Origin of the sequence: Pantoea sp. RIT413 (assembly GCF_003057675.2) — a bacterium.
GTDB lineage: Bacteria > Pseudomonadota > Gammaproteobacteria > Enterobacterales > Enterobacteriaceae > Pantoea > Pantoea eucrina.
In genome coordinates this window covers 136,718-154,432 of sequence record NZ_QBJB02000008.1, presented here as the reverse complement: position 1 = coordinate 154,432, position 17,715 = coordinate 136,718, and the positions used below count along the sequence as shown (strand labels likewise).

Genomic DNA, 17,715 nt, shown 5'->3' with positions numbered 1-17,715 from the left:
TATTCAGCCATGCAGGCCCGCCGCGGGGGCGCATCACTGCGCCCCGGTTACGGCTTCAGCCATCCGGCAAGCTGCGCATGCTGCAGCAGCATAATGGTTTTACCGTCACAGATGCCCCCATCTTTTACCCTCGCCAGCGCCTGCGGGAACGACAGCTCCAGCACGGTTATCGCTTCATCTTCAACGCCACCGCCGCTGCTGGCACGCATCGCTTCACTATATTCTGCAGCAAAGAAGTGGATCAGTTCCGTAACGCCGCCGGGTGACATGTAGGCAGCAAAGAGTTTCTCAACCTTCCCTACCTGATAGCCCGTCTCCTCAATCGCCTCTTTACGGATGCAATCTTCGGGCGTGTCGTCGTCCAGCAGCCCGGCGCAGGCTTCAATCAGCTCACCGCTTTCGTTGCCGTTAACGTAAGTGGCGATGCGAAACTGCCGGGTCAGCACCACGCTGTTTTTTTCACGATTGTAGAGCAGGATGGTTGCGCCGTTACCGCGATCGTAGACTTCACGTTTGTGCCGCACCACCTCGCCATTGCTGCGCGTCAGCTCGTAGGTGTAATTGCGCAGCACAAACCAGTTTTCAGACAGGATCTTATTTTTAATGACGTTGATAGTGAATGCCATGAGCGCTCCGCTGCTTTGCTGAGAGAGGCTGAAATGATAGGCGGCAGCGGCGGGGAAAACTATCTGAATTACCTGCGCAGCGGCGGGTAAAAAAAACGGGAGCCAGGCTCCCGTTACGCTACAGAGAAAGGTTTAGCGTCCGCTTTCGTCCGCCAGCTGCGGTGACGCATCGCTGCTCTCATCCGCGTGCACCTCATGCTCTTTCATTGCCTCTGCCTGGACGCGCTTGCGTACGCCAAACCAGCCAAGCACCAGCAGTACGGCGATCAGAGGAATGGAAGCGATGGTATAGGTGCCGTTAGGGTAGTCGAACGCCATCAGCACCAGCACGCTGAGCAGGAACAGCAGCGTCAGCCAGGAGGTGAACGGCGCCCACGGCAGCTTAAAGCTGACATCCTCAGCCTTGCCCTCTTTGATCGCTTTGCGCAGACGCATCTGGCAGACCACGATAAAGCCCCAGGAAGAGATGATCCCCAGCGAGGCAACGTTCAGGACAATCTCAAACACCTGCGACGGCACGTAGTAGTTCAGCACCACGCCAACGATGTAAACCGCAACCGTGACCAGGATACCGGCATACGGCACCTGCTGCTTGCTCATCTTCGACATAAACTGCGGCGCTGAGCCGCCCATCGACATGGATCGCAGAATACGGCCGGTTGAATAGAGACCGGAGTTAAGGCTGGAGAGCGCCGCGCTCAGTACCACAATGTTCATAATACTGCCGACATAGGGAACGCCCAGCTTTGAGAAGAAAGTCACAAACGGACTCTGTCCCGCCTGGTAGGCGTTCCACGGCAGCAGCAGCACCAGCAGCACCACGGAACCCACATAGAACAGGCCAATACGCCAGATCACGCTGTTGATCGCTTTGGGCAGCATGGTTTTAGGATCTTTGCACTCGCCGGCCGCGGTTCCTACCAGCTCAATCGAGGCAAAGGCAAATACCACTCCCTGCACCAGCACCAGCGCGGCCATCAGGCCATGCGGGAAGAGACCGCCGTTATCGGTGATCAGATGGAAGCCGGTCGCGTTGCCGTCGAGCGGTTTGCCGGTACCGAGAAACACCACGCCAACAATCAGGAAGATCACAATTGCCAGCACTTTGACCAGCGCAAACCAGAACTCCATTTCGGCGAACCACTTAACGCCAATCATGTTCATGGTGCCGACAATGGCCAGCGCGCCGAGCGCAAATACCCACTGCGGTACGTCGCCAAACGCGCCCCAGTAATGCATATAAAGCGCCACGGCGGTGATATCGACAATCCCGGTCATCGCCCAGTTAACGAAATACATCCAGCCCGCTACATAAGACGCTTTTTCCCCGAGGAATTCACGCGCATAGGAGACAAAGCTGCCGCTTGAGGGGCGATGCAGTACCAGCTCGCCCAGCGCACGGAGAATAAAGAAAGAGAAGATGCCGCACACCAGATAGACCAGTGCCAGCGCCGGACCTGCCAGCTGCAGGCGTGCGCCTGCGCCGAGGAACAGACCAGTGCCGATAGCACCGCCAATGGCGATCATTTGTACCTGTCGGTTACCCATCGCTTTGTGGTAACCGGTATCGTGAGAGTTCAGCCAGCGCCTTCTCGCAGCACGCTGTTCGTCGGGCGTTTTTTTAGTATGTTTCATAGCTTTCCTGTTTGTCCTGACCATCAATCACCGGCTGACCAATCGTTTGCGCCTGCGGTGCGAAATGGAGTAAAAACCGGTGCCGGAGCAGTGGAACGATGCGCGTGGCGACCCGGGAAATTACGGCGATGAATCCTACCCGTTCTGCATGAACGAAGCAAAATATACTGGCTGGACGCACGATCTGATTTGTAAGAATCGGTCGTGACGCACAAAAAAAACCGGTCAGCAGCGTGACCGGTCAGGATGGCGTCAGAAAAGCAGAAAATCGGGCCGGGAAATGCCCGGTTGCGCAGCTCCCGGGTAACGCATCAGCGATAGATTTCAGCGCTGCCGTTCCAGAGGCTGGAGTCGCCAGGATTCTGCGCGCCAATGACGCGAAAGTGTGTGGCGCCCATCTCTTCCGCTTTTTGCGACAGCTGGCGGGTGGCGTCATCCAGCGTGCCGCGCACGCCGCTGACCGATATGGTGCCTGCAGGCTGCATGTTTTGGGCATCTGCCTCGCTCAGCGGCGTAGCAGCCAGCGTGGAAAAACTTGCGGTGGCAAGCAGGGCCGCACCAAAGAGGGTAGTAGCTCGTTTCATAAGGATCTCCTGAGTGGCAGAAAATAGCGGGTGACAGGAGAAGTATTGGCAAGCCTGTGCAAACCAGGCCAGGCGGTCGGTAAATCTGTTTAATGTTTAGCCAGATTAATGTCTGTATTGCCGGGAAAGGTAAAGCAGTACGGCACCGGTTGAGCCGTCCGGCCACGCAACATTTACATTTCTTCCATAATTACTCCACGTTTCTCTGATTTACACCGCGTAAAGTAAAGCGGGCAGGCGCCTGCAGAGTGTGCCCGCCTCGCCTGCCAGCGCGCCAGCCGTGCGCTGCTCATATAATAATGACAAGCTGCCGCTGAGGAGTAACAGAGTTATGTCGGACTTTTTTATCGACCGCCCGGTATTTGCCTGGGTTCTGGCGATTTTACTCTGTCTGTGCGGCACGCTGGCTATCACCTCGCTTCCGGTTGAACAGTATCCGGATCTTGCTCCGCCCAATGTCCGCATCACGGCCAATTATCCCGGCGCCTCTGCCCAGACGCTGGAGAATACCGTTACGCAGGTTATCGAACAGAATATGACCGGCATCGATAACCTGATGTATATGTCCTCCAACAGCAGCAATACCGGCCAGGTGCAGATTACGCTGACCTTTCTCGCCGGTACCGATCCCGATGAGGCGCGTCAGCAGGTGCAGAACCAGCTGCAGAGCGCACTGCGCAAACTTCCGGCCGCCGTTCAGGCGCAGGGGGTTAACGTTAATAAAACCGGCGACAGCAACATTCTGATGATTGCGTTTGTCTCCACCGATGGCAGCATGGATAAGCAGGATATTGCTGATTACGTTGCCAGTAACATCCAGGATCCGCTCAGCCGCATCGATGGCGTCGGTCAGGTGGATGCCTATGGGTCACAGTACGCTATGCGCATCTGGCTCGATCCCGTCAAACTGACGCGCTATGCGCTCACGACCGCCGATATCATTCAGGCGATTGAGTCACAAAATACCCAGGTCGCCGTCGGCCAGGTCGGCGGATTGCCGTCGGTAGAGAAGCAGGCGCTGAATGCCACGGTCAACGCGCAGTCCATGCTGCAGACGCCGGAGCAGTTTCGCGCCATTACCTTAAAAAGCAGCGGCAGCGGTGCAGTTGTCACGCTCGGTGATGTTGCCAGTATCGCCATGGGCGCAGAGAAATATGACTACCTGAGTCGCTATAACGGTCAGTCCGCATCAGGCCTGGGGGTTAAGCTGGCTTCCGGCGCGAATGAGATGAATACTGACCGGCTGGTTCGCGCCCGCGTCGCGGAGCTGGCACACTATTTTCCCCCCGGCCTTGAAGCGAAAATCGCATTTGAAACCACGCCTTTTGTTAAGGCCTCCATAAAAGATGTCGTCAAAACGCTGCTGGAAGCGATCCTGCTGGTGTTTCTGGTGATGTATCTCTTTCTGCAGAATTTTCGCGCCACGCTGATCCCCACTATCGCGGTGCCGGTGGTGCTGCTGGGTACGTTTACCGTGCTCTATATCTGCGGCTTCAGTATTAATACCCTGACCATGTTTGCCGTCGTGCTGGCCATTGGCCTGCTGGTTGATGATGCGATCGTGGTCGTGGAAAACGTTGAGCGCATCATGAGCGAGGAAGGGTTATCGCCACGGGCCGCCACGCGCAAATCGATGGGGCAGATACAGGGCGCGCTGGTGGGCATTGCGCTGGTTCTCTCCGCGGTCTTTGTCCCGATGGCCTTTTTTGGTGGCACGGTGGGTGCCATTTATCGCCAGTTCTCCATTACGATTGTCTCCGCTATGGTGCTGTCAGTACTGGTGGCGATGATCCTGACGCCCGCCCTCTGCGCCACGCTGCTTAAGCCGCTGAAACAGGGTGAACATCACGGTCAGCGCGGATTTTTCGGCTGGTTTAACCACGCGTTTAACGCCAGCACTCAGCGCTACGAACGGGGCGTTGCGCGACTGCTGCGCCAGAGTGGCCGCTGGATGCTGCTCTATGCCGCGCTGATCGGCCTGATGGCTTTTCTGTTTTTGCGTCTGCCGACCTCTTTTCTGCCGCTGGAAGATCGCGGCGTATTTATGACGCAGATTCAGCTGCCGCCGGGTTCAACGCTGCAGCAGACCTCCCGCGTGGTTGAGAAAGTTGAACGTTACTACCTTACGGCGGAAAAAGAGAACGTCACGTCCGTGTTTGCCACCATTGGATCCGGGCCTGGCGGCAACGGTCAGAACGTGGCGCGGCTGTTTGTCCGCCTCACGCCCTGGGATCAACGTCCCGGTGACGACCGCACCTCTTTTGCCATTATTGAGCGCGCTACCCGCGCATTTGCCGCGATTGCTGAAGCACGCGTGGTCGCCAGCAGCCCCCCGGCCATCAGCGGCATGGGCAGCTCCTCGGGCTTTGATCTGCAGCTGCAGGATCACAGCGGTATCGGGCACACGCAGATGATGGCGATGCGCGATAAGCTGCTGGCGCTGGCGTCAGCCGATCCGGCGCTGTCGCGCGTGCGGCATAATGGCCTGGACGATACGCCGCAGCTGCAGATCGATATCGACCAGCGCAAAGCGCAGGCGCTCGGCGTCTCGCTGGACACCATCAACCAGACCCTCTCTACCGCCTGGGGATCGACCTATGTGAATGATTTTCTCGATCGCGGCCGGGTTAAAAAGGTCTATGTGCAGTCGGCACCGGAGTTTCGTATGCTGCCCGGCGATATCAATAAATGGTACGTGCGCAACAGCAGCGGCGGCATGGTGCCCTTCTCTGCGTTTGCCACCAGCCGCTGGGAAACCGGCTCACCGCGCCTGGAGCGCTATAACGGCTACGCCTCGCTGGAAATTGTTGGCGAAGCGGCCAGCGGCGTCAGCAGCGGAACCGCCATGGATGAGATGGAGAAGCTGGTGGCGCAGCTGCCGCTCGGGGTAGGCTTCCAGTGGACCGGCGCATCTTATCAGGAACGATTATCCGGCGCGCAGGCCCCGGCGCTCTATGCTATTTCGCTGCTGGTGGTGTTTTTGTGTCTCGCTGCGCTCTATGAAAGCTGGTCTATTCCCTTTTCGGTGATGCTGGTTGTGCCGCTGGGTGTTGTCGGTGCTCTGCTGGCAACATGGCTGCGCGGACTGGAAAACGATGTCTATTTTCAGGTCGGGCTGCTGACGGTGATCGGGCTTTCGGCGAAAAACGCGATTCTGATCGTGGAGTTTGCGAATGAGATCAACAGCAAAGGCCGTGAGTTAAAGGAGGCCACTCTGGAAGCCTCGCGTCAGCGCCTGCGTCCGATATTAATGACTTCACTTGCCTTTATGTTTGGCGTCCTGCCAATGGCGATCAGCAGCGGCGCGGGTTCAGGCAGTCAGCACGCGGTAGGGACCGGCGTTCTGGGCGGTATGCTGACAGCCACGCTGCTGGCTATTTTCTTTGTACCCCTGTTCTTTGTGCTGGTCCGGCGTCGCTTTCCGCTGCGTGAGAAACCGCACGATTAGCCGGCATGAAAAAAGCCGCCGGGAGAAGCTCCCGGCGGCTCTATTGATGTGTGTGGTCAGAATTACAGCAAGGGGGGAAACGCCCTGCTTTCCTCGTCACGCGTTACTTACGTAACATCGCTTCGATAAATTCTTTCCAGTTCCCCAGTTCATGTTCAACCATAACAACCTCTCTTATTGTGATGGCAATTGTACGCCGCTTTTTTCTGCAGGTGAATACGTTTCCACCTCTTATCACTATCGGCAGAAGCGGGGAAAAGCTGCAGTTTTTCTTTTTTGTGCCGTAACGCACATTTCTGCAAGCTTCTGTTCAGAATGAAAAATAATGTTTTTTTCATTCTGTAGCACAATTCCGTGATTAAGATAATCCTTACCGGCCTGATAATAAGACAGCGGGCAGTTTGCGCTCAGAATGAAAGCGCTTACTGGTCCTGATTAGCGTTTTCGATTAAAGGCCGCAGATGATGAAAAATGCAGGCAATATCCACTGACGCTCACCGCGCGCACCCCGCTGTGGTAAACTCGCGCGCAGATTTTTTTGCAGAACGGGAAACAGCTATGACAGCGCAGTGGGTGATGTACGGAATCAAAAATTGCGACACCGTAAAAAAAGCGCGCAATGCACTAACCGCGTCCGGCATCGACTACCGGTTTCACGATTATCGCGCGGATGGACTGGATGCCGCGCTGCTGCAGCACTTTATCGATCGGCTTGGCTATGAAGCCCTGCTGAATACGCGCGGTACCACCTGGCGCAGGCTGCCGGAAGCAGAACGTGCCGCGATTAAGGATGCCGCCAGCGCCAGCGCCGTGATGCTGGCACAGCCTGCCATCATTAAACGTCCGCTGCTTGCCGCCCCCGATGGCAGCCTGCTGCCGGGCTACAGCGCCGATCTTTACCACGCTTTTATTCAGGAGAAGTCATAACATGTTCTGTCCGGTTATTGAGCTGGCTCAGCAGCTCATCCGTCGCCCTTCGCTAAGTCCGGATGATGCGGGCTGTCAGGCCTTGCTGATCGCCCGCCTGGAGGCGATCGGTTTTCAGATTGAGCAGATGCATATTAATGACACGCTGAACGTCTGGGCCACGCGCGGTCACGGTGAAACCTTAGCGTTTGCCGGACACACTGATGTCGTACCGCCCGGTGATGCAAACCGCTGGATCAACCCGCCGTTTGAGCCCACTATCCGCGACGGCATGCTGTTTGGGCGCGGTGCCGCCGATATGAAGGGCTCGCTGGCAGCGATGGTGGTCGCCGCTGAACGTTTTGTCGCTGCGCATCCGCAGCACAAGGGCCGCCTGGCGTTTCTGATCACCTCCGATGAAGAGGCCAGCGCGGTCAACGGCACGGTCAAAGTGGTGGAGCGCCTGATGGCGCGTCATGAACGGCTGGATTACTGCCTGGTGGGTGAGCCCTCCAGTACAGAGATCGTCGGGGATGTGGTGAAAAACGGCCGGCGCGGTTCAATGACCGCAAACCTGACGCTGCACGGCGTGCAGGGACATGTCGCCTACCCGCACCTGGCGGATAATCCGGTACACCGTGCCATGCCGGCGCTGAATGAGCTGGTGGCCACCGAGTGGGATCAGGGCAACGCATTCTTTCCGCCAACCAGCATGCAGATTGCGAATGTGCAGGCGGGTACCGGCAGCAATAACGTTATTCCCGGCGAATTTTTTGTGCAGTTTAACTTTCGCTTCAGCACCGAGCTGACCGATCAGATGATTAAAGATCGCGTGACGGAACTGCTGGACCGCCATCAGCTGCGCTATACGCTGGAGTGGACCGTTTCCGGACAGCCTTTCCTGACGTCACGCGGCAGGCTGGTTGACGCCGTGGTAAACGCCGTAACGCACTATAATGAAATTAAGCCGCAGCTGTTGACCACGGGCGGCACTTCCGACGGACGCTTTATTGCCCGTATGGGAGCGCAGGTGGTGGAGCTTGGCCCGGTTAACGCCACAATTCATAAAATCAATGAGTGCGTCAAAGCGTCAGATCTGCAGCTGCTGAGCCGCATGTATCAGCGCATTATGGAGCAGCTGATTGCCTGACCGCATAAACAAGGAGACGGGGCATGGAGTGGTTAAAAGAGTACTGGTGGATCCTGGTGATTGTGCTGATGGTGGGCGTACTGATGAACGTCTATAAAGATCTCAAGCGCATCGATCATAAGAAATATATGGATAACCGGCCGGATTTACCTCCGCATCGTGATTTCAACGATAAGTGGGATGATGAAGATGACTGGCCAAAGAAAAAATAGGCCAGGGGCGCGTAAATACGCCAGGGCGGCATTCATGCCGCCCTGGCCGCAAATGGGCGATGGACGCGTAAATACCCAGGAGCGCATGAATGCGCCCCCTACCGGCAATTGTAGGGGCGGCATTCATGCCGCCCGTCCCGGCGGATTGGTTGCAGGGGCGGCATTTATGCCGCCCGCCCCTACAGAAACATCACAACATCGTCGTCGTTTGGTTTGGCGCCGCTCAATGCTTCATCAAAATAGCGGCGCGGTATGGTATAGCGCAGATGATGCAGCGCCCGCGCCATGCTGCGTTCATCTATCGCATGCGGCAGATCGTTCACCACATCCAGCGTCACATCGCCGCCCAGCTCGGTCAGACGCTGGTTCGCCGCTTCAGCATGCTGTAGCGGTACCTGTTCGTCATCGTCGCCGTGAATGAGATGAATGGTATTACGCCTGCTGGCGCGTTCCGGCAGCGTGGTATAGCGCCCGCTAAACGCCACCACCCGTCCCGCCAGCTCCGGCTGCGCTTTTACGCCCTCCAGAACCATGGTGCTGCCCTGCGAGAACCCGACCAGCGCCGTCGCTTCGGGCCGGACGCCAGCAGTACGCTGCCAGTGCCGGACAGACTCGATAAATAGCGGCATGACCGCATCGACACACTGCTGCGGCGAGCGATCCTGAGCGGGATAGTCCATAAACCACTGGCGGCCCTGCGGCACACTACCGGTATAAGGCGCACCTACTGACACCACCTGCGCGTCCGGAAACGCCTCAGCAAACCAGGTGCCAATTTGTGCCATCGCATCAGGGTTATCATCAGCGCCGTGGTAAAGCAAAAAAAGCTGAGCAGCCTGCACCGGCTGTTGAACAACAACATATCGTAAAGCCATACTGACCTCCTGTATTCACTATACGCCGCAGCCAGCAGAGTGATACCGGGAAAATTTGAACAAGAGCGCTGATTTATTGCAACAACGTCAGCCGCTGTTGCCAGGCCTGCGCTGCCTGCGGATCGAGCCGTTCAAGCGCCTCAGCCGTCTCCTGACGCAGCCGCTGTACCACCGCCCTGCGGCCGCTGAGACCGGCGCTGCTGCCCGCCTCGCTCAGCGTCTGTTTCTGAAGCAGTATGGCCTGCATTAACGGCTGTGGCTGTATGCGTACCAGCCGCTGCAGCACCGCATAGCTCGCCTCGAACGGGCGCTGTGCCCAGGCAAAACCTGCCAGCAGCACCACATCCTCTTCATTAATATCCTGCGACAGCCCCGCTTCCTCTGGCAATGGCAAATCGATGAGATCGTTCAGCCAGACGGCATCGCGCGCCAGACGCTGCGCCGCCTGCGTCTGCAGCAGTTTCCCGGCCGGCGTCAGTGCGCAGATGGCCATTGCGGCGTAGCAGCCGCTGCTCGCTTCACGCTGCGATCCGACCCGCACCAGCGTAAAGCCGCAGGCGTGCCAGAAGCGCCACAGCGCCGCCGTGTAACCAAAGCTCACCGAGAGAAAATCACAGCCGGCGGCCTGCTGACGCGCCTGTGAAACCAGCGCCCGGCCAATGCCCTGCTGACGGCGGGCGGCCGTCACCGCAACGCGGCTGATACGCAGAGAGCGCAGCGTAGCCGCCGCGCTGAAACCGGCGTGTGCCGCCAGTGACTGCGCGACCAGATTACCGCGCGGGCGACGCGTGCCGGCCCAGACAGCCTGCGCCAGTTCTGCATCCAGTCCGCCCTCTTCAACCAGCCACAGGGCACCGGCCACGCTCTCTGCTGCGCCAGCCAGCCAGAGCTGCATCCCCGGCGCGTCCAGCAGGCGGCGCAGGTCGAGGGGCGAAGTGCGATAGTGCGCGCTCGCCAGCAGACGATAGCCCGCCTCCAGCGCAGCGGGGTGCGCATCCGGCGTCGCTCGGTATAACGTGATTTCAGATGCGGGTGCGGCGCGATCCGCTTCTTCAAACAGCAGCGCGCGGTTGAGCCACTGCTCCAGCGGATCCTGTGCGCACCAGCGCAGGGGTTCATCCAGCGTGAAATAGCGGACGTCAGGCAGGGTGGCGCAGAAGCGCAGCAGAAAGCCGCGTCCGGTGCCCTCGTACCCCTGCACCGTTGTGGTCAGCAGCACACGCGGAAAGCGTGCAACCAGCTGCTGCAGCAGCGGCGCCGGGATCGCGGCTGCCTCATCAACGATCAGCCATGCAGGCAGCGGATCGATCGGCTGCTGCAGGATCGCATCAGGGGCCATAAAGGAAAACTGCTCGCCGGCAAACTGCGCCAGCACCTCTGTTGACACCTTCGCCGGAGCGGTGACCAGCGCGTGCGTTGTATTACGTGCCAGCATGCCGGCCAGCGCCGACTTGCCGCGCCCGCGCGGTGCGGTAACCACCGCCACCCCGGAAGCGATCGCCTGCAGCTGAGCAAGAATAGCCGCCTGCTGCTGTGGCGCCTGGCATTGCCAGCGCGGCCAGACACCTGCGGCCGGCTGACGTACCGGCAGATGCTGGCGCTGCAGCAGCACCTCGTCATCTTTCAGCATCAGCTGCTGCAGGCGGCGTATAAAACGGGGCGTGGCGATGGGCTCTGCGACATCGGCCCAGCGCAGGCTGTCCGCATCGGCAGCTGTCGCCCAGCTCTCCCACGGCGGCGTCAGCAGCAGCAGCCAGCTGCCGGCGCGCAGCGTACCGGCCAGCGCGGCAAAAGCCTCAGCGTGAAAGCCGTGCCGCGCATCGAACAGCGCATGGGTAAATTCACGTCCCAGCAGCGTTCGCAGCGCTGTCGGGGCAACGTGCGGCGTCAGGTCGCAGGCGCTGCTGAGCGTGATCCAGTCACCCGGCAGCGCCTGCTGCCATAGACCGGCCTGCTCGCGCGCCCACTCTGCATCACCTGCTATAACCGCTAAGCGGCGGATGCCTGCCTGCTGCATCGCCGCCGTGATAACCGCACAGGACATCAGTTAGTGGCGAAGGTGTTGCACTGGCCCGGATCGCCGCCGTCATAACCACGTTTAAACCAGGTATAGCGCTGTTCAGATGTGCCGTGCGTAAAGCTGTCCGGCACTACGCGCCCCTGGCTCTGCTGCTGCAGGCGGTCGTCACCAATCGCTTCGGCCGCGTTAAGCGCTTCCTGCAGATCGCCCACTTCCAGAATGTTCTGCTGCTGCATATAGTGGCCCCAGACGCCGGCAAAGCAGTCCGCCTGCAGCTCCATTTTCACCGACAGCTGATTCACCTGTTTCTCACTGGCGCCCTGCTGCATTTCACGTACTTTCGGCTCAATACCCAGCAACTTCTGCACATGGTGACCCACCTCATGCGCAATGACGTAGCCCTGCGCAAAGTCGCCGCCTGCGCCCAGTTTGGTTTTCATCTCATCATAGAAAGAGAGGTCGATATAGACGCTCTGGTCAGCCGGACAGTAAAACGGCCCCATCGCCGCCTGGCCGGTTCCGCAGTGGGTGCGCGTCACGCCGCGATACATCACCAGTTTTGGTGGCACATACTGTTTGTTCATCTGCTTAAACAGCTTGTCCCAGGTATCTTCGGTTGTCGCGAGGATCACCGAGGTAAATTTCGCCGCCTCGTTATCCTGCGCGGAGTCCACCTGGCGCTGCTGCACCGGTGCGCTGCCACCGCCGCCCAGCAGTCCGGTAAGGTCATAGCCGTAATATCCGGCCACCGCCACAACGACCAGCAGGATAATGCCGCCTTTCCCGCGCGGCAGCCGGATCTGTCGCCCGCCACCGCCAAAACCTGATGATTCGCCGCGACGATCTTCCACATTGTCGCTTTCACGACGCCCTTGCCAGCGCATGGCCTGCTCCTGTTTATTTATCTTCAGATAGGCATGATTTTAGATGGCGCCAGGCATAATCACCAGCGTTGCAGGCAGGCAGATGACGGATATAAAAAAGGGCCGTCTGCAGAGACGACCCGATAGCACCTGCCGCGTAATGCGGTTTAGTCGAGTTTGACCCCGAGGCGGTGTGCTACAGCTTCATACGCTTCCACGACGCCGCCGAGGCTCTGACGGAAACGGTCTTTATCCATTTTGTCCATGGTCTCTTTGTCCCACAAACGCGCGCCATCGGGTGAGAACTCGTCGCCCAGCGTGACTTCGCCGTTAAACAGACCAAACTCCAGCTTGAAATCGACCAGGATAAGACCGGCATCATCAAACAGTTTGCTCAGCACCTCGTTGGCTTTATACGTCAGCTCCTGCATACGCGCCAGGTTCGCTTTACTGACCCAGCCAAAGGTTTCGCAGTAAGACTCGTTGACCATGGGATCATGTTTGGCGTCATCTTTCAGGAAGAGATCAAACAGCGGCGGACTGAGCAGCATGCCCTCTTCCACCCCAAGGCGTTTGACCAGCGATCCGGCCGCGCGGTTGCGGATCACGCACTCTACCGGCACCATCTCCAGCTTTTTCACCAGCGCTTCGTTATCAGACAGCAGCGCTTCCATCTGAGTAGGAATGCCCGCTTCCTGCAGTCTGGTCATAATAAAGTGGTTAAACTTGTTGTTCACCATGCCTTTACGATCAAACTGTTCGATTCGTGCCCCGTCTCCTGCTGATGTATCGTTGCGGAACTCAAGTACCAGCAAATCCGGATTGTCGGTACTGTATACGGTTTTCGCTTTACCGCGATACAACTCAGCTCGCTTTTGCATCTTGTTAACTCCAGACATGAAATAACCCGTGTTCAGCGGTGTTCCACCGCGCGACGACTGCGTGACGCAATCGTTTACCTCGCCGGGCGCCATTATGCCAAAATCAAAACAAAAAGGCCGGAGAATCTCCGGCCTTTACACAATTATTTATTCAGTGCGCCCTGCATGACGGCCACCAGCGCATCGTTCTGCGCCTGGGTCAGCACGTGACCCTTAGGATCGATAAACTGCAGACTACTGCGGTTATCAAGGTCGCCGACCTGCAGCTTATAGTCACCGTTTGGCAACTCCGGATCTTTGGCGCCAATCGCGTCAAACGCGCTGCTGCCCGGCTGCTTATAGGTCACTTTCAGACTGCCCTGCGAACGGTTGTCATCCGTCACTTCCATGCCAGCACGCTGCAGCGCCGCCGGCAGTCGCTGCCAGGTGACGTTAAACGGCGAGCGCAGGATCAGCAGCGGCAGGCCGGTTTCATCTGCACCGCTCTGGACGTCGATCTGTCCGGTCGCACGTCCGGCGGCAGCATCCTGACTGGCAGTATCGATCTTATCCAGACCGGTACTGAGATCGTTGAGCATCTGGCCGGTATAGCGCTGAACCTGTGCCGGTGACGTCACCGTCTCACCCTGCTGCTGCAGCTCAAGCAGACGCACCGTCAGGACCTGCTGATACCCCTGATTCTGCACGCTGATCTGATAGCGGCCGCGATACTGATTATCTTCATCTGCGCGGTTCCACTGCACCCAGTCGGTGGTGAGCTGCTGCCCGGCATCGTTACGCTGGGCAATCGGGAACTTGTAGGATTGCACCACGTTGACCACCTGTGACCAGATAGAACCGCGACTGCTTTCCAGCGCCAGTACGCCGGTATTACCGGTGAACTGCGCGCGCGTACCGTTCATCAGCGCCAGCGGCTGCGCCGGCGGACGAATATCGAGTGCTTTACCCAGCGCGCCATTAGCTACGCGATGCGGAACCTCATAGTCGCCGTTCTGTATCGGCAGTATTGCCCCTGCCGGCGCGTTCAGATCGCGCAGTTCAGGCGTCTGAAGATAGGACTCATCGCCGCTTACCTGGCGCTTGTAACGCTGATCGCTGGAACAGGCTGTCAGCAGCATCAGAGTGGAGAGACCTGCTACCGTTACCAGCGTCGAGCGCTTAACTGAAAAACTCATTGATTCTCCCTAAATTAACGCAGACCCGCTTTAATAAGTGCCTGCGCCGTTTTTTCCTGGCCCGCGCTGGTCAGCGGCGTCATTGGCAGGCGCAGCGTGTCATCCGCGATCAATCCCAGCTGTTTTGCGGCCCATTTTACCGGAATAGGATTGGGCTCACAGAAAAGCGTCTGGTGCAGATGCATCAGACGCTGATTCAGGTTACGCGCTTCGGCAAATTTGCCTTCCTGCGCCAGCGCACAGAGTTCAGCCATTTCACGCGCCGCAATGTTAGCGGTGACAGAAATGACGCCTTTGCCGCCCAGCTGCATGGAATCCAGCGCAGTGGCATCATCGCCGCTGACAATAATGAACTCGTCACCAACCAGCTGTTGGATCTGTGAAACCCGCGATAAGTTCCCGGTCGCTTCTTTAATACCGATAATATTTTTAATTTCAGCCAGGCGCGCCACGGTCTCCGGCAGCATATCGCAGCCGGTACGCGACGGAACGTTATAGAGCATCTGCGGCAGATCGGTGCTTTCCGCAATCGCTTTGAAGTGCTGGTAAAGCCCTTCCTGAGTCGGACGATTGTAATAAGGCGTCACGGTCAGGCAGCCGACCACGCCGGTGCCGGTAAAGCGTTTTGTCAGAGAGATCCCTTCGGCAGTGGCGTTAGCGCCCGTTCCGGCGATAACCGGAATACGGCCATCGGCCAGCTCCAGGGTTTGCATCACCACGTCACCATGCTCTTCATGGCTGAGCGTTGCAGATTCGCCGGTGGTGCCAACAGAAACGATCGCTGCGGTTCCGCTGGCGACATGATAATCAATCAGTTTTTTCAGACTCGGGCGGCAAACCTGGCCCTGGTCATTCATAGGCGTAATGAGTGCAACAATACTTCCGGTGAACATGGGCTATCCCCTCGACAAACAAGTGCCTCATGTTACGTTTTACCTTTAAAGAAAAGCAAGCGAGCCAGCCCATTCCCGCGCTTGTCAGCAGTTTTTTTTATGTTTACCTTATAGTTATTAGCGAACGTACAGGAAAACTCATTTTGTCGCAGCCACAGCCGCATCATCTGGTCATCACTGCTCTTGGCGTCGATCGTCCGGGTATCGTTAACGCCATCACCCGCCACGTCAGCAGTTGCGGCTGCAATATAGAAGATAGCCGTCTGGCGATGCTCGGCGATGAGTTCACCTTTATTATGCTGCTTTCCGGCAGCTGGAACGCCATTACGCTGATTGAATCCACGCTGCCGATGAAAGGCGCTGAGCTGGAGCTGCTGATCGTAATGAAGCGCACGAACGCGCGCGCGACGCCACCGATGCCGGTGACGGTCCGGATTCAGGTAGAAGTGCCGGATTCGCCACGCATTATTGAGCGCTTTACCGATCTGCTTGATAAACATCAGCTGAACATCGCTGAGCTGGTGTCGCGTATTAACCCGGCTCAGGACAATGAACAGCCGGTACTCTATATTCAGATGACAGCACACAGTCCGGCGAACCGGGTAAGCGCACCGATAGAGCAGGCGTTTAATCAGCTGTGTGAAGAACTGCATGCACAAGGCTCAATTCGCCTCTATAGTGTCACCGACGACAGCAGCAATGTCCTGTAATCAGGCTCCGGGTTATTTCGCCACACACTCTGTTGCAGCAGCATAACGTGTTGTGAAATAACCCTGAGGTAAACGTCCGGCCAGCCAGCAGGCACTGCCGGGTGTCATACCCGCAGCATGAACAAAAAACGGAGAGTTGTGATGAATCCACTGAAAGCCGGTGATACCGCACCGAAATTTAGCTTGCCCGATCAGGATGGCGAACAAGTAAATTTGGCCGACTTCCAGGGACAGCGTGTTCTGGTCTATTTCTACCCGAAAGCGATGACGCCAGGCTGTACTACTCAGGCCTGCGGCCTGCGTGACAACATGGACGAGCTGAAAAAAGCGGGCGTAGAGGTACTGGGTATCAGCACCGACAAGCCGGAAAAACTGTCCCGTTTTGTTGAGAAAGAGCTGCTGAATTTCACGCTGCTTTCTGATGAAGATCACCAGGTGTGCGAGCAGTTTGGCGTCTGGGGTGAGAAGTCATTTATGGGCAAAAGCTACGACGGCATCCACCGCATCAGTTTCCTGATTGGTCAGGATGGTAAAGTGGAAAAAGTGTTCGACAGCTTTAAAACCGCAGACCATCACGATATCGTGCTTGATTACGTGAAGTCTGCCTGATCAAAAGCGGTGCGCCTTTGCTGCGCACCGCTTCCCGCTATTTCTTACTCTGCGATCTGCCGTTCCGGCGTGGTTTCCGGCCAGGCGCGTACAACCGCTTTTACCAGCGTGGCCAGCGGAATAGCAAAAAATACGCCCCAGAAGCCCCACAGTCCGCCAAAAATGACCACGGAGAGAATAATCACCAGCGGATGCAGATTTACCGCTTCTGAAAACAGCACCGGCACCAGTACGTTGCCATCCAGCGCCTGGATCACCAGATACACCACCATCAGCGTCCAGAAATCGCTGCTAAGCCCCCACTGAAACAGCCCGACGCCAATGACCGGCAGCGTAACGGCCAGCGCGCCCACGTAAGGGATCAGCACCGAAACGCCCACCAGCACCGCCAGCAGCAGCGCGTAATTGAGCCCCAGCACTAAAAAGGCGATCCAGCTGACGACGCCTGTCACCGCCATCTCCAGCACTTTGCCGCGAATATAGTTGGTGATTTGCTGATTCATCTCTTTCCATACCGTGCCCGCCAGCCCGCGATTACGCGGCAGCACGCGCCGCACCGCATTCAGCATCTGCTCTTTATCTTTCAGCAGGAAAAACACCATCAGCGGGACCAGCACCAGATAGATCATCAGCGTCATCAGACCGACCAGCGAGGCCAGTGAATAGCGCACCAGGGATTCACCCAGGCCGGTCAGGCGGCTGCGCAGATTCTCTACGATGATATCGATAATGCCTGCATCTACCAGTGCCGGAAAACGCTGTGGCAGTGCAGCCGCTGAGACATAGAGTTTATTGAGCATGTTGGGCAGATCGCGCGTCAGGTTAATGCCCTGCTGCCAGGCAACCGGCGCCACTATCAGTACCATAACCAGCAGAATGCCGGCGAAGAGTATCAACACGATGCTGGTTGCCCAGCTGCGGCTGCAGCCGATACGCTGCAGCCGCACTACGGGCCACTCCAGCAGATAAGCCAGCACCAGCGCCACCAGCAGCGGCGCCAGCAGCCCGCTAAAGAAAAACAGAATGCAGAACGCCGCCAGCAGGATCACCAGCAGGCCAATCGCCTGCGGATCGCTGAAGCGACGCTTGTACCAATGAAACAACAGAGACAACATCAACCTTATCCTT

Annotated in this window: 16 protein-coding genes; 6 read left to right on the top strand and 10 right to left on the bottom strand. The window is 57.7% G+C overall.

Features of this window, described 5'->3' with window-relative positions; genetic code table 11:
• Positions 1 to 47: 47 nt before the first annotated feature.
• The 3 genes from nudK to DBY66_RS12280 form a co-directional block, all read right to left on the bottom strand.
• The gene (gene nudK / locus DBY66_RS12290; protein WP_104085270.1) at positions 48 to 626 is read right to left on the bottom strand and encodes a GDP-mannose pyrophosphatase NudK; all 579 of its coding nucleotides are present in this window, start codon (positions 624 to 626) and stop codon (positions 48 to 50) included.
• 132 nt (positions 627 to 758) lie between these two features.
• Entirely contained in the window at positions 759 to 2,261 is a 1,503-nt protein-coding gene (gene ansP, locus DBY66_RS12285; protein WP_039379509.1) for an L-asparagine permease, read from the bottom strand.
• A 311-nt stretch (positions 2,262 to 2,572) separates the two neighbouring features.
• Positions 2,573 to 2,845, bottom strand: a complete 273-nt coding sequence (locus tag DBY66_RS12280) for a DUF1471 domain-containing protein (protein WP_071667916.1) — start codon at positions 2,843 to 2,845, stop codon at positions 2,573 to 2,575.
• A 331-nt stretch (positions 2,846 to 3,176) separates the two neighbouring features.
• Here DBY66_RS12280 and acrD point away from each other — a divergent pair, with 331 nt between their 5' ends.
• The 4 genes from acrD (at position 3,177) to DBY66_RS12255 (ending at position 8,561) form a co-directional block, all read left to right on the top strand.
• Complete coding sequence (gene acrD, locus DBY66_RS12275; protein WP_108569457.1) at positions 3,177 to 6,293, top strand: multidrug efflux RND transporter permease AcrD; 3,117 nt, start codon at positions 3,177 to 3,179, stop codon at positions 6,291 to 6,293.
• A 558-nt stretch (positions 6,294 to 6,851) separates the two neighbouring features.
• Positions 6,852 to 7,220, top strand: a complete 369-nt coding sequence (locus DBY66_RS12265; protein WP_071667924.1) for an ArsC family reductase — start codon at positions 6,852 to 6,854, stop codon at positions 7,218 to 7,220.
• Position 7,221: 1 nt separating this feature from the next.
• Entirely contained in the window at positions 7,222 to 8,349 is a 1,128-nt protein-coding gene (gene dapE / locus DBY66_RS12260; RefSeq protein ID WP_039379515.1) for a succinyl-diaminopimelate desuccinylase, read from the top strand.
• 23 nt (positions 8,350 to 8,372) lie between these two features.
• Positions 8,373 to 8,561, top strand: coding sequence for a YpfN family protein (locus DBY66_RS12255; RefSeq protein WP_039379517.1), 189 nt, complete (start codon positions 8,373 to 8,375; stop codon positions 8,559 to 8,561).
• 179 nt (positions 8,562 to 8,740) lie between these two features.
• Here DBY66_RS12255 and ypfH read toward each other — a convergent pair whose 3' ends face one another.
• The 6 genes from ypfH to dapA all read right to left on the bottom strand — a co-directional run bounded on the left by ypfH (position 8,741) and on the right by dapA (position 15,268).
• Positions 8,741 to 9,436 carry an esterase gene (gene ypfH, locus DBY66_RS12250; RefSeq protein WP_039379519.1) on the bottom strand — a complete coding sequence of 232 codons (696 nt, stop codon included), beginning with the start codon at positions 9,434 to 9,436 and terminating at the stop codon, positions 8,741 to 8,743.
• Positions 9,437 to 9,509: 73 nt separating this feature from the next.
• Positions 9,510 to 11,480, bottom strand: coding sequence for a GNAT family N-acetyltransferase (locus tag DBY66_RS12245; RefSeq protein WP_108569456.1), 1,971 nt, complete (start codon positions 11,478 to 11,480; stop codon positions 9,510 to 9,512).
• Positions 11,480 to 12,340, bottom strand: coding sequence for a neutral zinc metallopeptidase (locus DBY66_RS12240; protein ID WP_039379523.1), 861 nt, complete (start codon positions 12,338 to 12,340; stop codon positions 11,480 to 11,482). The genes DBY66_RS12245 and DBY66_RS12240 overlap by 1 nt, the downstream gene beginning before the upstream one ends.
• Before the next feature lie 146 nt (positions 12,341 to 12,486).
• Positions 12,487 to 13,200, bottom strand: coding sequence for a phosphoribosylaminoimidazolesuccinocarboxamide synthase (gene purC, locus DBY66_RS12235; RefSeq protein ID WP_039385608.1), 714 nt, complete (start codon positions 13,198 to 13,200; stop codon positions 12,487 to 12,489).
• Positions 13,201 to 13,343: 143 nt separating this feature from the next.
• A complete protein-coding gene (gene bamC / locus DBY66_RS12230; protein ID WP_071667912.1) occupies positions 13,344 to 14,375 on the bottom strand; it encodes an outer membrane protein assembly factor BamC in 1,032 nt (343 codons plus the stop codon).
• 14 nt (positions 14,376 to 14,389) lie between these two features.
• A complete protein-coding gene (gene dapA, locus DBY66_RS12225; protein WP_104085274.1) occupies positions 14,390 to 15,268 on the bottom strand; it encodes a 4-hydroxy-tetrahydrodipicolinate synthase in 879 nt (292 codons plus the stop codon).
• A 143-nt stretch (positions 15,269 to 15,411) separates the two neighbouring features.
• Between dapA and DBY66_RS12220 the strand changes: the two genes are divergently transcribed.
• Both DBY66_RS12220 and bcp read left to right on the top strand, forming a co-directional pair.
• Entirely contained in the window at positions 15,412 to 15,978 is a 567-nt protein-coding gene (locus DBY66_RS12220; protein ID WP_039379528.1) for a glycine cleavage system transcriptional repressor, read from the top strand.
• A gap of 141 nt (positions 15,979 to 16,119) precedes the next feature.
• A complete protein-coding gene (gene bcp / locus DBY66_RS12215; protein WP_071667909.1) occupies positions 16,120 to 16,587 on the top strand; it encodes a thioredoxin-dependent thiol peroxidase in 468 nt (155 codons plus the stop codon).
• Positions 16,588 to 16,631: 44 nt separating this feature from the next.
• Here the strand turns inward: bcp and DBY66_RS12210 are convergent, their stop codons facing one another.
• Positions 16,632 to 17,702 (bottom strand): AI-2E family transporter, encoded by a 1,071-nt coding sequence (locus tag DBY66_RS12210; RefSeq protein WP_108569455.1) that lies wholly within the window; start codon positions 17,700 to 17,702, stop codon positions 16,632 to 16,634.
• Positions 17,703 to 17,715: the final 13 nt, after the last annotated feature.